Below are 14,653 nucleotides of genomic sequence, written 5' to 3' on the forward strand. Positions count from 1 at the left end.
GTTGAGCTATCTATTGCACATGAATCACTAGGTGTTCACGCCGACGAGAGCAGCGTTGCAGAGGCTACCTTCCCTATGGACACTGAACCCACAATGTTGCGTACAGACAACTGGACAAGCCGCTGAAAACATTACAGGTGTAGGGCCATAGCGAAGGAGTTAATTGGACGCGAATGGAATTCGACTGCCCCCTACGATTGCCGGCGACCGGCCCACTATCGTCATAGGGCGATGGGCATCAATTGGCCAGAAGCTGTCAGCAGGTAGGTGAATCGAACGTCTACTCGTGAAAAGAGAGCACCCCAGCAAGGTGTGAAGAGGTTTACTGATGTGAGTCATGGCCGAGTGGACTGAAGGAAGTTTCGTAGCCGTAATTAGGTTCAGATCCTTCACCTTGGCGGCACTTTGACGCAACAGTCGCGCATCTGATGATTACAACGGCTCCTCTGCACGGGGGGATATCGTCTAGACCACGCAAGACCACTACGGCATGCGCGACGCAGCTAGCTAAAATTCAAGCCCCCTTCGGGATTAATGATGTATTCAATTACGACATCTTGCCCTTTAACATTTGAAGCTGGTGGAGCAATAGAAACGATACGAAACAGAGCATAATTATTGTAACGATTCTTCAGAATGACAATATCATCGACACTCGGAGAGCAGTCCTCAGGGGAGAGCTGGTACGAGCTTGCATCTTTCACATCCGTAAAATAATTGGCATCGCCAGCTATCGCGCTTCCGATAAGGCTAGGATGGTACCGTGTTATAAGATGGACAGAGGTTGCTGAGTTTGTCGAGAGGCTCGGGCAAAATTGGTAATCGCCATCCCCTATCTCGGCAGTCTTTCTGATATGAAGCTGCACTGTGACCTTGCCGGATTTTCTCTTAGACCTGTACCTAGGGTTAAACGGCCACCAGAGAGTCAAAATTGGAATAGCACTGGCACAAGTGACCACCAGGGGCTCCATATTAAAATGGGCATTACCGCCACACACTACTTCCAGAGCCAACCAAACCGCAGCCAAGATCAATGAGATGGAGGAGAGCGTTATCAGTGTATATTTCTGTGCTTTTGATAAATTCTGGCTCATCCAATAAAACCTGAAATTTCAAACATCGTTTTCTCCCATGCCTCGCCCCATAACCTTCCAAGCGAGCGGCGATTTCTGGCACCACATATATGTTTCAATCGCCTCGTCCCGGGTACATCTCTAGCACCTGAGCGAGTTCACATAGAACGGCATCCTTTAGGGAAATCACCACGGTCGGTGCACCCTCCACGAAGCAATCTAGCCCACGATGATATCTCACAACCCTTGAAATAGGCGCGCGCTTGGATAGCTCAGATCACCATTCACTGCTGCCGAGCTTCGAAAAGCTTGTTAGCAACAGCGAAGGCTTGAGCAAAGCAGAGACCGCGCGGGGGCCAGGCTTGCCCGCTTCAACCGTTGGACTTCTCCGGGAGCGATCGCCGGTGAACCTCGGGCTGTACTTCCTAAACATCAACATCACACTTTCCTTCTGGACAGAGTTGCCTGGTATCGAACCGCTCTCACGCTACCAAACTCGCAACTGAGAGAGCATCCCAAGGCATTGCACATTGTTGCCATCTCAACCTGCACGGCTTGCCCAACAGCTCCTCAGCGACTCCATGGCTGTGCAAGAATGCCAAACGCCTCTGCGTGTACTGCTCGCTGCAGCGAACCTGAGGCACATAGGAAAAAACGAATTCCATACGCGATTCCGCGAGGGAGGCAGCATGAAGCAATATGCAGCGAATAGCGTCGACGAGCTAAACCAACTCATAGCGAGCTTCGGTGGTGATGTGTTGTTTCGTGGTCAGACCTCCCATTACGGCGAGGAAGGAGCACCCTCCATCGGAACGTCCTTTGACAGGAAGGGGTGCATTCCCCGCGAAATGCTCAAATGGTGCCGTTACTCCCAAGGTGTGTTGGATGCATACATCACCCAGCATCGAGAAGATTTTGGCTTTCAGCAGGCGCTACTTCAGCATTACGGATGGCGTTCGTTTTACGTGGACTGCACTTCTAACCCTGCCGTGGCGGCGTGGTTCGCAAGCCACAAATACACCGAAAACACCACGCTGGAACTGAGTGAAGACGTCGAAGAGCAGTCGGTAATGGTCAGAAAGCGCATGGCCCATTATGCCCCGGTGATCGGGACTGGCCATTTGTATGTCATCAGCAAACAGGCCGCGAACCAAGTGGGCTTGGTTGACCTGACCACACTGACCGTTGAGGGTTTTAGGCCACGTACCGTGGCTCAGTCAGCATGGCTTCTGGGCCCTTTGCAGAACCCCATTCCGCAGAACTGCTACCTCGCACAGATCACTGTCCCAAGCGACGTACTGCAAAATTATGCCGCTGCCGGCGGCTTAACCGACACGAACACTCTATTCCCCTCTCCCGCTGAAGATCCGATCTTGAAATCACTGCTGGGGTTGCCTTGGGAGGAGATCAAATCTGAAGCAGCACTCAAAAATCTGCCTGCGTTCAAACGAGCACTGGAGCTTCCGGAGTACCACCCGAGCTACGTGAAGATCGCACGTGCACAAACGGCGTTCTATCGGGGCACCAGGATCCTGGATACCCAGATTTCGATCGATGGAGATCCTCACGGCGGAATCTTCGTCGAAATTCCGGATATGGCGCTCTATGGCTCAGCCGACCGGACTAAGCCCCTTCGCTTTCCTGAGATCGAGAAGCTGATCAAGGAGAATGGTACGATAGCATTCGAGGCTGACACGCTGATCAAGCATCCAACCCATGATCACCTGACCCTCTACCAGAAAGGCGTTGGCGTCATTCCTCGCGGGGCCGACCTGTTTGAGGTGTGTGAACTCATCGTCAAACATCCCGGAGTACAACTGACCGGCGCTGGCTTCATTACGGGTTGGACATATCGCAGACAGCCAAGCGGCGTTTGGATACGGGAGGCGCAGCCCACAGATTGTGCATGCGGCAATCCCATCGTCCACGCTCAGCACATCAGCGCGCTGCACATCGCAGAAGAGTTTTTGAGGGATCCCGAAGCCTTCGAGTAGCGAAGCATGTTGGCGCAGCCACGCAGATCGCCATGGAACACGGATGCCAATGCGCTATGTTTCCCATGTGCAGATGCAGGCATGACAGGTCGAATTTGCAAAGGCTCGCGCGTATCTACGCTGAGTCCACAGAGGAGTTGGTTCACGATGTATCCACCCTTCAACATGGAAGACCTCGCAGCCGGTGCCGTCGAGGCGTTCAAGATGCTCGGCGATGCACGTGCCATAGCAGTGCTCGTCTCAGGTGAATGCAGCTTGGAATTGGTCGATACCAATTTCGGCGTGAACTACTGGCAGCTCATGATCGCCCTGCCCGTCCCCCTGTACTACGCGATGACAGAAGCGGAGCGCGAAACCACATCAATGGCGATCAGCGACGTCGTGAAACCCTTCTACGCCAGGCTCACAGATGATGATCTCTCCGGCGTCACCATTGCACCTCGTGTTGGCGAGGCTCCAGACAACTGGCGAGATGAAGCATTGCGTTACGTGAAAGGCGAAGGCGTCACAAATCAAGGACGGGTTCGGAGTGACAACATCGCGTCCCGGGAGCATCAGGGGCTGCTGTTTCGCTCGAAAGCTGAGGTTACGCTTTTCATTGCCCTGACACGTGCCCAGTTGGCAGTATCACCACTTCCCGTTTTCGTCCGGATTGGCAAATTCTACAACCGCTTGGAACCCGACTTCGTTGTCGTCTACAAGGGACTCACCTTCATCATTGAGGTCGACGGCGATACCTATCATCGCGAGTCTCCTGCCGAGGCCGACAAGCGCTTGGTTCCACTGACCTGGGAAGGCGTGGAAGTCCGCAGGATTCGCGCAGCAGATCTGTCCAGCGATTCAGCCGCCGACGACGTCGTGAAGGATCTGATCGATTTCATGTCGAAGAGAAAGGCGGCTCGGTAAGCCAATATCCAAACCACTTTCTTGGTTTCATCCTTCTCACCGTTGCGCTCAGTGCAGCGTTTTGGCATTTGCATCTGAAAGAAGGCCAGACCCTCGCCAAGTTAAATACATCTGCCTACCTGATGCCGCTACTGGCCAACCTCAGCATCGGGCTGGGTAGCGTGACGATTGGCATCACACGTAAAGCCGCCAGTAAGAACCACGACCTGGAGTTCGCGAAGGAGCGGAAAGCGCTGCGTGAGCACGTTCAGGTGTACTACATGACCCACCAGCAGATGCTTCTGCCCAATCGTCAACTAGATCATCGCAAGGCCACCGCCTACATGGAGTAGCATCAGGGAAATTCCACATATAGGCTGCCACCGGGTAGAGGAAAATCAATGAGTTCGTACGGCGGGTACATCGAGAGGTTGGCCAGGAAGGTCGAGGCACGCTTGCAGGACATCGAGGCCATCTACAATTTCGACTTAGGGGATGAGTTCGAGATCGCCATTTGTGATTTGCTGGAGTCGCTACTCCCCGCCAAATACGGTGTCTGCCGGGGCTTCGTGGTGGCGGAGAATGGTGAAAAGGCTGGGGACGACCTCATCATCTACGACAAGATGTCCAGTCCAACCCTGCGCTCCAGTATGACCCGTCAATTTCCGGTCAAGGAGCAGATTCCTGTCGACGCAGTGTTCGCCTACATCGAATGCAAGCACTCGATCTCGGACGCTGACGTCCTGCAGAAGGCGGTCAACCAAGCCGAAGCAGTAAAGAAACTGGTGCTTACCCGCCGAGGCCGTTCAAACCCGGAATACCTGGCGAGCGGGCAGGTCTACAACGGAAAGGTCAGAGACTGGCCACGTACCTACCCCCCGCTCAAGAACCAGCCTTTTTGCGCAGTCTTTGCTCGCAAATACTCGCCGGACGTTTCTGTTCATCACATTAAAGGTGAGTACGCCCCAGATCTGCTGATTCTTGGAAATGACCATATCGCAACGCCTACCGTGTACATGGGGCCAGATGGCATCCACTCGTCCCTGTTTTCCGATACCAAGTTTGGCACCCCTCTATGCCGGGAGGTGGCTACCGGAATGCCTACGGCCTGGATCTAGTGATCCTTCTCCAAGCGCTTAGCTGGATTGAACTGTTGCCGATCGACTGGACGGATACGCTGAGCGACACCTTCTGGGAAAACCTGGGCAAAAGCACGTCAGGCTCTTCGTGATGAAAAAGCACAGTCGACGCGCGGGCCTGAGCAGGGAGCGAAAAAGCTTACTTGGGTGGATCATGCCCCCTACGCGTCGAGACGTTCGACAGCGATTCCTCACTGGAAGACCTATGCAAGGAAAACCTCGGCCTGACCAAAATAAACTGGAACAACACTCAGCTTGATGAGCGTCTCCCTCACCCCACCAAGAGAGGCCGGGGAACATCAAGCGTTGGACGACCAAGAATGGCTGGCGGCCAGGCAGCAGAACGGCTGGAGACCTTGGCTGAAAAGGCGTTCGCTTTGCGTTCAAAGCCAAAGCTCGATAACCCTGCCCATGCCGAGCAGAGCTATCAGCGCTGGGCTGATGCGGCTGAATCAGTTTATCAACTGATTGATAGGTGAAACCTCCAATCCATCTGGGCCAACCTCCTGCTTCGGCTTGGCGCATGTGAGCTAGCGGGAGGCAAATGAGTCCTTCGCTAAGCGGAGCGCGCAGATGTGAAGGATAGAGGCCCGGAGGGCCAAGACTGACCGTAGAGACAGGCTTAATTCACGACAGCCCGACCGCAAGGACACCGCAAGACGCCGCACAAGAGGAGGTGAGTTTCACTCCGACATGGGCATTGTTTCTTTCAATGCTCAGCAGGATTTTCCCCACTGAGGATTGACAATCAACAGCTCAGAATCCAGCACTGTCCGAGATATTAACGACAACGTTTCAAGCGTCGGTCGGGCCCGGATCACCCTACTGAGCTCCTGAGTATTAATCTCCTTCAGCCTTGACTTAGTCTTGAGTCGACGTACCTTCGCGCCCTCCACCGCCTCAATAATTTCTTCACCTAACCTGACCACTCCCTCGTTATCCAAAGACTTTAGTGCAGGCATATTGATCTTGCCATTGAGGAAGCGGCTCAACTTGGTGAAGCTTACTTGGGCTGGATCGTCTGAGCAGCGATAAGCCAAGCCACGTCGATTGAAAACGATGTAATGATTTTCTTCATCTGGAAGCTCCCCAATATCCGAAGGGCTAAATGCCATGGAATTATCGAGGATTGCGTCATTCAGATAGTGGCTATTTAGCTCTGCACATTCATAAAAAAGAGGGGCCGCGTAAGCAACAAAGTTTCCTTTGCTTTCGAGTTCAAGGAGCAAGTTGTGCTGGTCGGATCGCTGGAGAGAATGCAGATGCCACCGATAATAAACGCCACCCATGAGGTCGTGCTCCTTGCAATTCGTCCGCGCCATATAGTGGCTAAGCTTGAATTGCAGGAAAAGCGGAAGCCCCCCAACTATCTTGACGTCATACCCACCCCCTGCCTGACCTTCAGCATATAGCGTCGGGAATTGCGGCGCAGCGGCGATTGACGTCCCCAGCAGCTTGACGACTTCGCTGGTCACTGCGTAGCCATAGGAAAACTCGGAGATGTTAGGCGTCATAGATAGTCCCTATCGTAGTTTTTCGATGTTAGCCACGATGGCCAGGCCAAGGCTCGGCTACGGCAGTTCCAACTGTGGGATCGGTCGCGCGCCCTAGCTACTGGAACCTAACGAGATTGCCGATGAGTGCTGATTGCACATCCAGCTACGACTCGAAAAATTTAACGACCGACGCCAAGACGTAGGCCGGTATATTCTCAAGTACAACTTGACTCGCAGACTTCAATGGCGCGCGGATCGATTGGCTCAACCTTCAGTTGCCTGCCACTTCCCAACATAGCCAAGAAACTCTTCATGTGGCCTACGCACGGTTTTCCAACTGCTGATGTCGGCGAGTTCGTCTCTTGTCTTAGCCGTTGTGACCACAAGACGCCTCTTGGCGCGGGAAATACCCACGAAGAACGTGCATCGAACTTCTCGGGTGTCATTGCCCCAATAGGCCTCGTTCTCCAGACCTAGCAATATGACCGAATCAAACTCAAGGCCCTTGCTCTTGTGAACGGTCAGGATGCGGATTGACTGGTCATCAGACAGCTGGGCAAGAGCTTTGAGCAGGTCAGGCTCCTGGTCTAGTGCAGCATCAATATGTTTCTTGAGCTCACGGATGATCTCCTTCAAACGATCACGCGACTCGTAATCATGGGAAAGGCCCGTCAGCAGGCTCACACCCACCATGGACAGAAACTCTTTCAGTAGCGTCCACCTCTGAGCATAGTTTTTTGCGGCGAGATCCTCGGCAGCGGTCTTGCGTGCCTCCTTGATGAACCTGTTCCAACCGTTTCGCACGGAGCCCCCGTGGTCGTCGTCATCGGCTGGAATGATCCGCCTCAACAACCGCGTCCAGGCTTTCGGCTCCCGCGAACCATAAAGGCACAGCAGGAAGTCCACGACGACCAAGGCAATGGGCTCGGTGGTGATGTCCTGCATCTGATTTTCGTTGCGATAGGCGATACCAAGCCCATCAAGCGCAGAGGTCAACCGGACGGTGTAGGCCTCTGGATAACTCCTGACCAACACCGCAACTTCGGAGGGCGCCACACCCTCGACGTTGATCCAGGTGTTGATCTGATCGGCAAGACTGAAGGCCTCGTCGGTGCAGTCCTTGAAAGACTGAAGCAGGATCTCGCCGCCCTCACCGCCCAATAGCTTTGCGGGCATTTCAGAACCGGGATCGAGCACTTTGATGAGGTCGTTCTGCAGCCTGAGAAGCTGAGGTTGCGAGCGAAAATTGCGGTAGATGTTGAGATGGTTGGCTGCAAAATCCGCTTCAAACTTTCCGAATACGCCGTCGAGCGCGCCGGCCCAGCCCATGATTTTCTGTTTCACATCACCTACTGCAGTGACCCGGCGCGCCGTGCCGACAAAGATCTTGCTGACCAGTGCGTACTGTTCCTCCGTGCAATCTTGGAACTCATCGAGGAACACATCACTGTAGGTTTGCCTGATGGCATTAGCTGCCATGGGATAGACGTCGAGGATCTTCAGGGCCAACGGAATCAGCAGTCCAAATTCAGTCTGGACAGGGTGGGCCTTCCCCTTAGGTACCACTCGAAAGCCAGCATCCAGCGCATCGTCGCCGGTCAGAACAGGCCGAAATCGCTCGATAATTCGCTTTGCGAAGCCATGGAACGTGTAGCTGTCGAACCGGCTTGCATAGTCGGGCCCGCAACGCCGCCACACCCGCTCTTTGAGGTTATTGCTCGCATCGACCTTGAACGCGATGGCCAATATCCTCTTCGGGTAACGGCATGCCCCCGTGGTCAGCAGGAAGTCAGCGCGCTGGGCAAGCAGTTCAGACTTACCGGCGCCCGGGCCAGCAGTCAGCGCCACGCACCGTTTGACCTCCCTGACAGCTACCTCCGCATTTGGCTCCAAAACAATGCCTTCGGAGGGCTTCCAATCCTCCGGGGAGATCATTCCGACAGCCCTTCAATCTTGGCGATCACAAAGTCTGCTAGACGATTAAGAGATGCGGGCATCTTGGCTATCAACTGATCGTCCGTCAGTTTGGAAAGCGCTTCGATATGCGACTTGGGCTTGCTATCGAGCTTGAAGCGCTTGTGGTAGGCAACAAAGTGCTTTCGCTCAACCAACGAGTATTGGAAGCGGTCGTGATGATTATCGCCCAGCACTGACTTGGTCTGGCCCAGCTTCGGGACAACCAGATCTTCAGGGGCTACCGCGTACGCAGCTGGATAAGCTCTAAGCATAGAAAAATCCAGATCCATCGGCGCTGAAAAAAATACGCCCAGCGGCTCCAGATTCGCTATGCAGGATTTGTATTTCGGATCCTTCTCAACCTGCAGAATTTTATGGGTCATATCATTCCAGGCAGGTAGATTCTTGAGCTCGTCGTCTGTCAGGTACAGATCGTCTGGGCGATGCTTTTTCATCTCCATCGCGACGTATTTGATACGACCCCATCCCCCGCCGAAACGCGCCACATCCAAATCCAGCAGCGTGACGTAAGGGATCTTGAGACCACTGAGCAGTCTCCAGAAATGGTTGATATGGCGGCCACCTAGGGGGGCGATGGTAATGGCCGCTTCATCGACTTCAAGCTTCTTCGCTGCGAGCAGCCGAGGCAGGACTATTTCCTCACTGTCACCTTCCCCCAGGATGACCAGGCGGGAGAAATACACCTCTGGATAGGCTTGAACGGCCTCCCTCACGAACTTGTAGGCCTCACCCTTCTCGTTGGGTGGCATTTGAATCTTCGTCACCACGGTGCATCGCGACTCGTCCAACCTCAAATATCTTATGGCAGAAGGATCTACGCGCCGAAGCATCGATGGCGCATGAGTTGCAATCAGTGCCTGAGAGTCGGCAAATTTCGAGTCGCCCACCAACGCTTTGAGGGATGACACGATTCGTCCAAGGTAGTGCGGCGACAAGCTGTTCTCTGGCTCCTCCAAAGCAACGATGGTGAACACCGCAGGCCGCAGCTTCTCAGCATCAAAGGAATCATCATTGCCATGCAGCACCGCTCGCCCGACGGCTTGGGAGGACAAAACCAGCGAGAGGTAGAGCATCGATTTTTGCCCATCGCTGAGCCGTGAAAAATCGACCAACTGCTCGCCATGGCCTGGGGAGAAGGACACCGAAAGATGGCGCAGCAGCGACTCGATTTCGTTGGCCATGAATGTCACGCTCGGCTGCGTGAAAAACTGGCCCTTGTGGAGCTCTTTCCAAGTCTTGGTCAGGCCGGCGCTAAGACTGAGCACCGATTCATTCTGAGTCAGGCTCTGGGAAATATCCGTGGTGAGCTGCTGGATCGTCTCGCGCTGCTCCGACCAGTTCACGGCCCGCAGCAGACGCCCAAGCAAGGCGTTCGCGCCATAAGCGATATGGTCAGCCGGATCTCGGCGAGCCGGAAGGTAGTGAACCTGGATGAAGTTTCGCTCGTCCCTGGGCACCGGGGCGGTGTCGACGGGAGCATCATCTTCATCCACGTCCAGGACGTACACGAGACTCTGCTCGATTTCATCGTCAATACCAATGGTCGCATCCAGGCGGTATCTGACCCGAGGCACACCATCCGGGGTATCGAGGCGCATGTGCCCAAAGTGCGTTGGAATCGTCGGGTGTTCGTTCTCGTCGTCGCTGAGTTCGGGAAAGGTGAACTCGGCCTCGATCCAGAGCGCTCGCTGATCTGGCGCCTGCGTCTCATCGTGCTGGACGAAGAAATCCGATTTACGGAGTCGCCGCTGATTGGGGTCAAATGAAAAGAGGCGGCAAAGCGCCTGAAGAGTTGCGGTCTTGCCGGAGCCGTTGGGCCCGATCAGAAATGTGAGGTTGGCGAAATCAACGGTGACTGGTTCCGCACCAAACGACTGAAAACCACATATACGAGCGAACTGAAGCTTCAAATTAGAATCCTTTCCTTGTGGGATCAGTGGTGCGGGAGGAAATACGCTCCAATCCCAATCAGACGCTCAAACAATCCAGCGGAACATTGCGGGCGCGATCGCGCGAGCAGTACAGACGCGATTGAGCACATACAGCAGCCAAAGACCCCGAAGCCATTACGACGGTTCGGGGGGCCGAGTCTTTGTAGGACATGACAAAAGGTCAAATGCCGCTAAGCGTATGCGAGCATTTGGCGGATCTTGCGCCCCCAAGTTTTATCGTGGATGAAACGTTGATGGTCATGATCACCGTTGATGATCTCGTCCTTGGTCAGGGTCGAAAGGACTTCCCAATCCTCACCAAACTTGTAGGTGGCGTTATCCAAATGTGAGCTCTCAAGGAGATAAATCCCACGCGTGGAAAAGCCAAAGACGAAGTAGCCTTGATATCCCCCTCGGCCCGTCGCGAAGAAATCGGGCTCGAACCGAGTGATCTCTCTGATCCGGTGTTCGATCACTCCCTGCTCTGACGCCCGCAGACCGGCCAGATAGGGTTTTACGATGGCTTCAGCACTCTTCCATGGGTATTTCCCAGGGGGCAGCAAATCCCATTGCAACTGGCGGGCCTGCACCTTAGCGATGCGCTGCCGCTCAACGTCGAAAATCTCAAATTCCTGGAAGAATTCGAGCATGAGGTTCGCCAGGTGAACAAGCGCTGCGGGCGGTTCATCGACTTTCACCCGGCGAGTCACAATGTACTCTTTCCCATCGATGACGCTTAGAGAAAGGTGCTCCATGGGCGGACGAACAAAGTCGATGGGATACACATCCATTGTTCGAATTTGCACACCGCTGTGCTCTTGACCATGCCAGTCTTTCCAGCTTCGATATTGGGGGACTGATTTTTTGATTAGCGGGAGATCTCGCCGTTTAATCTCCTTGCCGCGAGCATTAAATTCGCTGATTTTTCCGATCACCGCAGGAAGGATCGAATCACCGTCTTTTTCGAGGTGAGCAATCGCCAGCCGCGCCTGAGCGTCTTGATCGACTTTGTCTCGCTCAATTACAAACAGCATCTCGCGCGCACCATGCGAGTGCGCGATGATTCTGTTGACGCTGTTGATCGACTTGCCTGTGACCATTGCATTCGCCCTTGCCATCCGTGAGAGAAGCCCAAGGTAGCATACTGCCAGCAGAACTGAAGTGGTTTGTCGGTTGGCCGAGACTCATGTGTCTCATGCACAAGATTTGGAATACGCAGGCAGTTCCTGCTGTATGGGGAGCTCTCGCAACCAGTCATAATCTTCACTAGAGGATGCCGAATCAGGGGGCAGTGGTTCCCCCCCCAAATACAGCTACTAGATGCAGAGGCTGCATCCGGCCCACCGATTATCTCGCGGAGCGCTCTGCGGGACACGTCCGTTGGTAGAGGTTGATCATCGCGGCAAAAAGGTAGCCAATAGTTGACTGGCCTATGGAGGTAATCGGCCTTTGACCCATAGCCGTTCACGCCCCGTGTGACTGCCTAGAACGCGACCTTGGCACCTCGGCTGATCGGACAAAGCAGGCATTTGAATGTGTTAGCTGATAGACTGCGCGCCGTAATTACTTTGAGGATTTTTTGATGGCCACTAACCGCTCCCGTCGTCTTCGCAAAAAGCTTTGTGTGGACGAGTTTCAGGAATTGGGCTTCGAGCTGAACCTGGAATTCAAGGAAGATCTGGATGATGAGGCAGTCGATGCATTCCTCGATGACTTCCTGACCGAAGCCATGGATGCCAATGGCTTGGACTATGTCGGCGGCGAAGACTTCGGGCTGGTTTGCAAGGCAGAACGCGGCTCGGTTACCGAAGAACAACGCGCAGCTGTCGAAGCCTGGCTCAAAGCTCGTAGCGAAGTGACCAAGGTTGAAGTCAGCCCTCTGCTGGACGCTTGGTACCCAGAGAAGCCGGTCAACGCTGCAAAGTGATCGTGCTGAGCCGCAGTCGCTAACTGCGAGCTAGTGAAAAGCCACCTTTCCAGGTGGCTTTTTTTTGCGTTCTCGAAAACCCAGGGGCCAAGCACAGCTGCATTCTGAGGCGAGGAATGATCAATCTCAACTTGCCCAACTCCCCCTCCTTTCCCACACGATCACCGTCATATATGACCCGCAGCTCAACCCGACTCAACGTCATTACGTGCCATGAGTTCGAGGTGCGACCACTCAACCCTAGTGTGTGAATCTGTTCTTAGGCCGACGCAAGCACCGGATGCGGAGGGGTTAAGGGGCACGATCTTGACGGCAGAATCTGACATTTCAAGGCGCGTGAGAGTCAGTACGAGATGTCACAAGCAGCACGGCAGGGAGGGGGGAGAATTGCTTAGGGAGCGTGAATCCGGTGAGGGCAGGCTTCGAGGGGGGGGCTAGAACGAGGGAATTTTTGACAACCAACCAACTATTTTTTGCTAATTAGCAAAACCTGGAATTCATCCACGCAGAGTTTTTTGCGCAGACGGCGGGAACGGTTAGTGGCCATGAAACAATCCTCTTGAGTATTAACGCGCGGCACTTTACCAGTTTCGCCGCGCCCTTGCCGGACTAAAAGCCGATAAGCTGCTGTTCGATCCGGTATTCACAGGCCCATGGGCGTTCGGCTTGGGGCATAATGCGCGCTATATTTTTCCGTATCGGGGCCTTCACCTTTTTTCGCTCCGTTTTTTTCACCCCTCGCTCGCAGGGTTTTATCGCACATGATCAGATCTCTTCGCCCTCTTCTGCTTGCCGGCCTGCTGATGCCCCTGGCGCTTTCCAGCCACGCGGCCGCAGTCAACACCACGCTCTCACCGAAAGTGCAGCAAGCGCTGAAAACCAACAAACTGCAGGATTCAGCCCTGTCGCTGGTGATGCTGCCGCTCAACGGCCCGGGCACCCCGACCGTGTTCAATGCCGATGTCTCGGTCAACCCGGCCTCGACCATGAAGCTGGTGACCACCTATGCCGCCCTGGAAATGCTCGGCCCCACCCACCAGTGGAAGACCGAGTTCTACAGTGATGGCCCGCTGCGCAATGGCGTGCTGCAGGGCAACCTGTACCTCAAGGGCGGTGGCGACCCGAAACTGAACATGGAAAAGCTCTGGCTGCTGATGCGCGACCTGCGCGCCAATGGCGTGCAGACCATCAGCGGTGACCTGGTGCTTGACCGCAGCCATTTCATCCAGCCGCAACTGCCGCAGTTCAACGATGACGGCGGCGATGAAAACAAGCCCTTCCTGGTCAAGCCCGACTCGCTGCTGATCAACCTCAAGGCCTTGCGCTTCGTCGCCCGTAACGACGGTGGCAAGGTCCTGGTGTCGGTCGAGCCGCCGATTGCCAACATTCGCATCGACAACCAGGTCAAGGCGGTCAACGCCAAGCAGTGCAGCGGCGACGTGCGCTACAACCCGGTGGTTCAGGCCGACGGCGTCAGCGTCGTGGTCAGTGGCCAGCTGGGCGATGGCTGCAACTCGCAAACCTACCTGTCGCTGCTTGATCACCCGACCTACGCCGCCGGTGCGGTACGGGCGATCTGGAACGAACTGGGTGGCAGCATCCAGGGCCGCGACCGGGTCGACAACGTGCCGAAAAGCGCCCGCTTGCTGGCGCGCGCCTTCTCTCCGGACCTGGTCGAGATCATCCGCGACATCAACAAGTACAGTAACAACACCATGGCCCAGCAGTTGTTCCTGAGCCTGGGTGCGCAGTTCCGTACCGACGCCGATGGCGACGACGCCCGTGCCGCCCAGCGTGTGGTGCGCCAGTGGCTGGCGAAAAAAGGCATCACCGCGCCGCACCTGATCATGGAAAACGGCTCGGGCCTGTCGCGCGCCGAACGGGTCAGCACCCGGGAAATGGCGGCCCTGCTGCAAGCTGCCTGGAACAGCCCGTACGCCGCCGAGTTCATCAGCTCGATGCCGCTGGTGGGCATGGACGGCACCATGCGCAAGCGCCTCAAGCGCACCGCCATGACCGGTGAAGCGCACATCAAGACTGGCACCCTGAATACCGTACGGGCCATCGCCGGCTTCAGCCGCGACAGCAACGGCAATACCTGGGCGGTGGCGGCGATCCTCAACGATCCGAAACCCTGGGGTGCTTCGGCAGTGCTCGATCAGGTCCTGCTGGACCTGTACCGCCAGCCAAAGCTGGTCAACAGCACCGCCGCCGTTCAGCCCTGAGCCTGG

The 14,653-nt window shown here is 55.1% G+C and carries 12 protein-coding genes and 1 pseudogene; 7 read left to right on the plus strand and 6 right to left on the minus strand.

Translation table 11 applies throughout. The features are described from left to right. Positions 1–503: 503 nt before the first annotated feature. Entirely contained in the window at positions 504–1,094 is a 591-nt protein-coding gene (locus NLX68_RS05625; protein ID WP_254283230.1) for a hypothetical protein, read from the minus strand. Between the two features lie 668 nt (positions 1,095–1,762). On the opposite strand from NLX68_RS05625, the gene NLX68_RS05630 reads away from it, so the two are divergent. The 5 genes from NLX68_RS05630 to NLX68_RS05650 all read left to right on the plus strand — a co-directional run bounded on the left by NLX68_RS05630 (position 1,763) and on the right by NLX68_RS05650 (position 5,570). Then, positions 1,763–3,067, plus strand: coding sequence for an FRG domain-containing protein (locus tag NLX68_RS05630; RefSeq protein WP_254283231.1), 1,305 nt, complete (start codon positions 1,763–1,765; stop codon positions 3,065–3,067). Between the two features lie 147 nt (positions 3,068–3,214). Continuing rightward, the gene (locus NLX68_RS05635; protein WP_254283232.1) at positions 3,215–3,973 is read left to right on the plus strand and encodes a hypothetical protein; all 759 of its coding nucleotides are present in this window, start codon (positions 3,215–3,217) and stop codon (positions 3,971–3,973) included. Between the two features lie 68 nt (positions 3,974–4,041). Next, positions 4,042–4,305 (plus strand): hypothetical protein, encoded by a 264-nt coding sequence (locus tag NLX68_RS05640; RefSeq protein ID WP_254283233.1) that lies wholly within the window; start codon positions 4,042–4,044, stop codon positions 4,303–4,305. A 48-nt stretch (positions 4,306–4,353) separates the two neighbouring features. Continuing rightward, the gene (locus tag NLX68_RS05645; RefSeq protein ID WP_254283234.1) at positions 4,354–5,070 is read left to right on the plus strand and encodes a DUF6602 domain-containing protein; all 717 of its coding nucleotides are present in this window, start codon (positions 4,354–4,356) and stop codon (positions 5,068–5,070) included. A 341-nt stretch (positions 5,071–5,411) separates the two neighbouring features. Beyond that, positions 5,412–5,570, plus strand: a complete 159-nt coding sequence (locus NLX68_RS05650) for a hypothetical protein (protein ID WP_254283235.1) — start codon at positions 5,412–5,414, stop codon at positions 5,568–5,570. 237 nt (positions 5,571–5,807) lie between these two features. On the opposite strand, the gene NLX68_RS05655 is transcribed toward NLX68_RS05650, so the two are convergent. From NLX68_RS05655 to NLX68_RS05670, 4 genes are all read right to left on the minus strand, one after another. Beyond that, positions 5,808–6,605 (minus strand): hypothetical protein, encoded by a 798-nt coding sequence (locus NLX68_RS05655; protein WP_254283236.1) that lies wholly within the window; start codon positions 6,603–6,605, stop codon positions 5,808–5,810. Positions 6,606–6,851: 246 nt separating this feature from the next. Next, positions 6,852–8,522, minus strand: coding sequence for a UvrD-helicase domain-containing protein (locus NLX68_RS05660; protein WP_254283237.1), 1,671 nt, complete (start codon positions 8,520–8,522; stop codon positions 6,852–6,854). After that, positions 8,519–10,474 (minus strand): ATP-dependent endonuclease, encoded by a 1,956-nt coding sequence (locus NLX68_RS05665; RefSeq protein ID WP_254283238.1) that lies wholly within the window; start codon positions 10,472–10,474, stop codon positions 8,519–8,521. The genes NLX68_RS05660 and NLX68_RS05665 overlap by 4 nt, the downstream gene beginning before the upstream one ends. Positions 10,475–10,686: 212 nt before the next feature. Further along, complete coding sequence (locus tag NLX68_RS05670; protein WP_254283239.1) at positions 10,687–11,595, minus strand: hypothetical protein; 909 nt, start codon at positions 11,593–11,595, stop codon at positions 10,687–10,689. A gap of 482 nt (positions 11,596–12,077) precedes the next feature. Between NLX68_RS05670 and NLX68_RS05675 the strand changes: the two genes are divergently transcribed. Further along, on the plus strand, positions 12,078–12,422 hold the full coding sequence (locus NLX68_RS05675) for a YggL family protein (protein WP_254283240.1): 345 nt from the start codon (positions 12,078–12,080) through the stop codon (positions 12,420–12,422). Positions 12,423–12,906: 484 nt separating this feature from the next. Here NLX68_RS05675 and NLX68_RS05680 read toward each other — a convergent pair. Further along, positions 12,907–12,969 (minus strand): annotated as a pseudogene (locus NLX68_RS05680) (hypothetical protein); the annotation flags it as partial. Between the two features lie 214 nt (positions 12,970–13,183). Between NLX68_RS05680 and dacB the strand changes: the two are divergent. Further along, on the plus strand, positions 13,184–14,647 hold the full coding sequence (gene dacB, locus NLX68_RS05685; RefSeq protein ID WP_254283241.1) for a D-alanyl-D-alanine carboxypeptidase/D-alanyl-D-alanine-endopeptidase: 1,464 nt from the start codon (positions 13,184–13,186) through the stop codon (positions 14,645–14,647). The last annotated feature ends 6 nt before the right edge of the window (positions 14,648–14,653 follow it).

The organism is Pseudomonas sp. SBB6 (genome assembly GCF_024213215.1).
Lineage (GTDB): Bacteria > Pseudomonadota > Gammaproteobacteria > Pseudomonadales > Pseudomonadaceae > Aquipseudomonas > Aquipseudomonas donghuensis.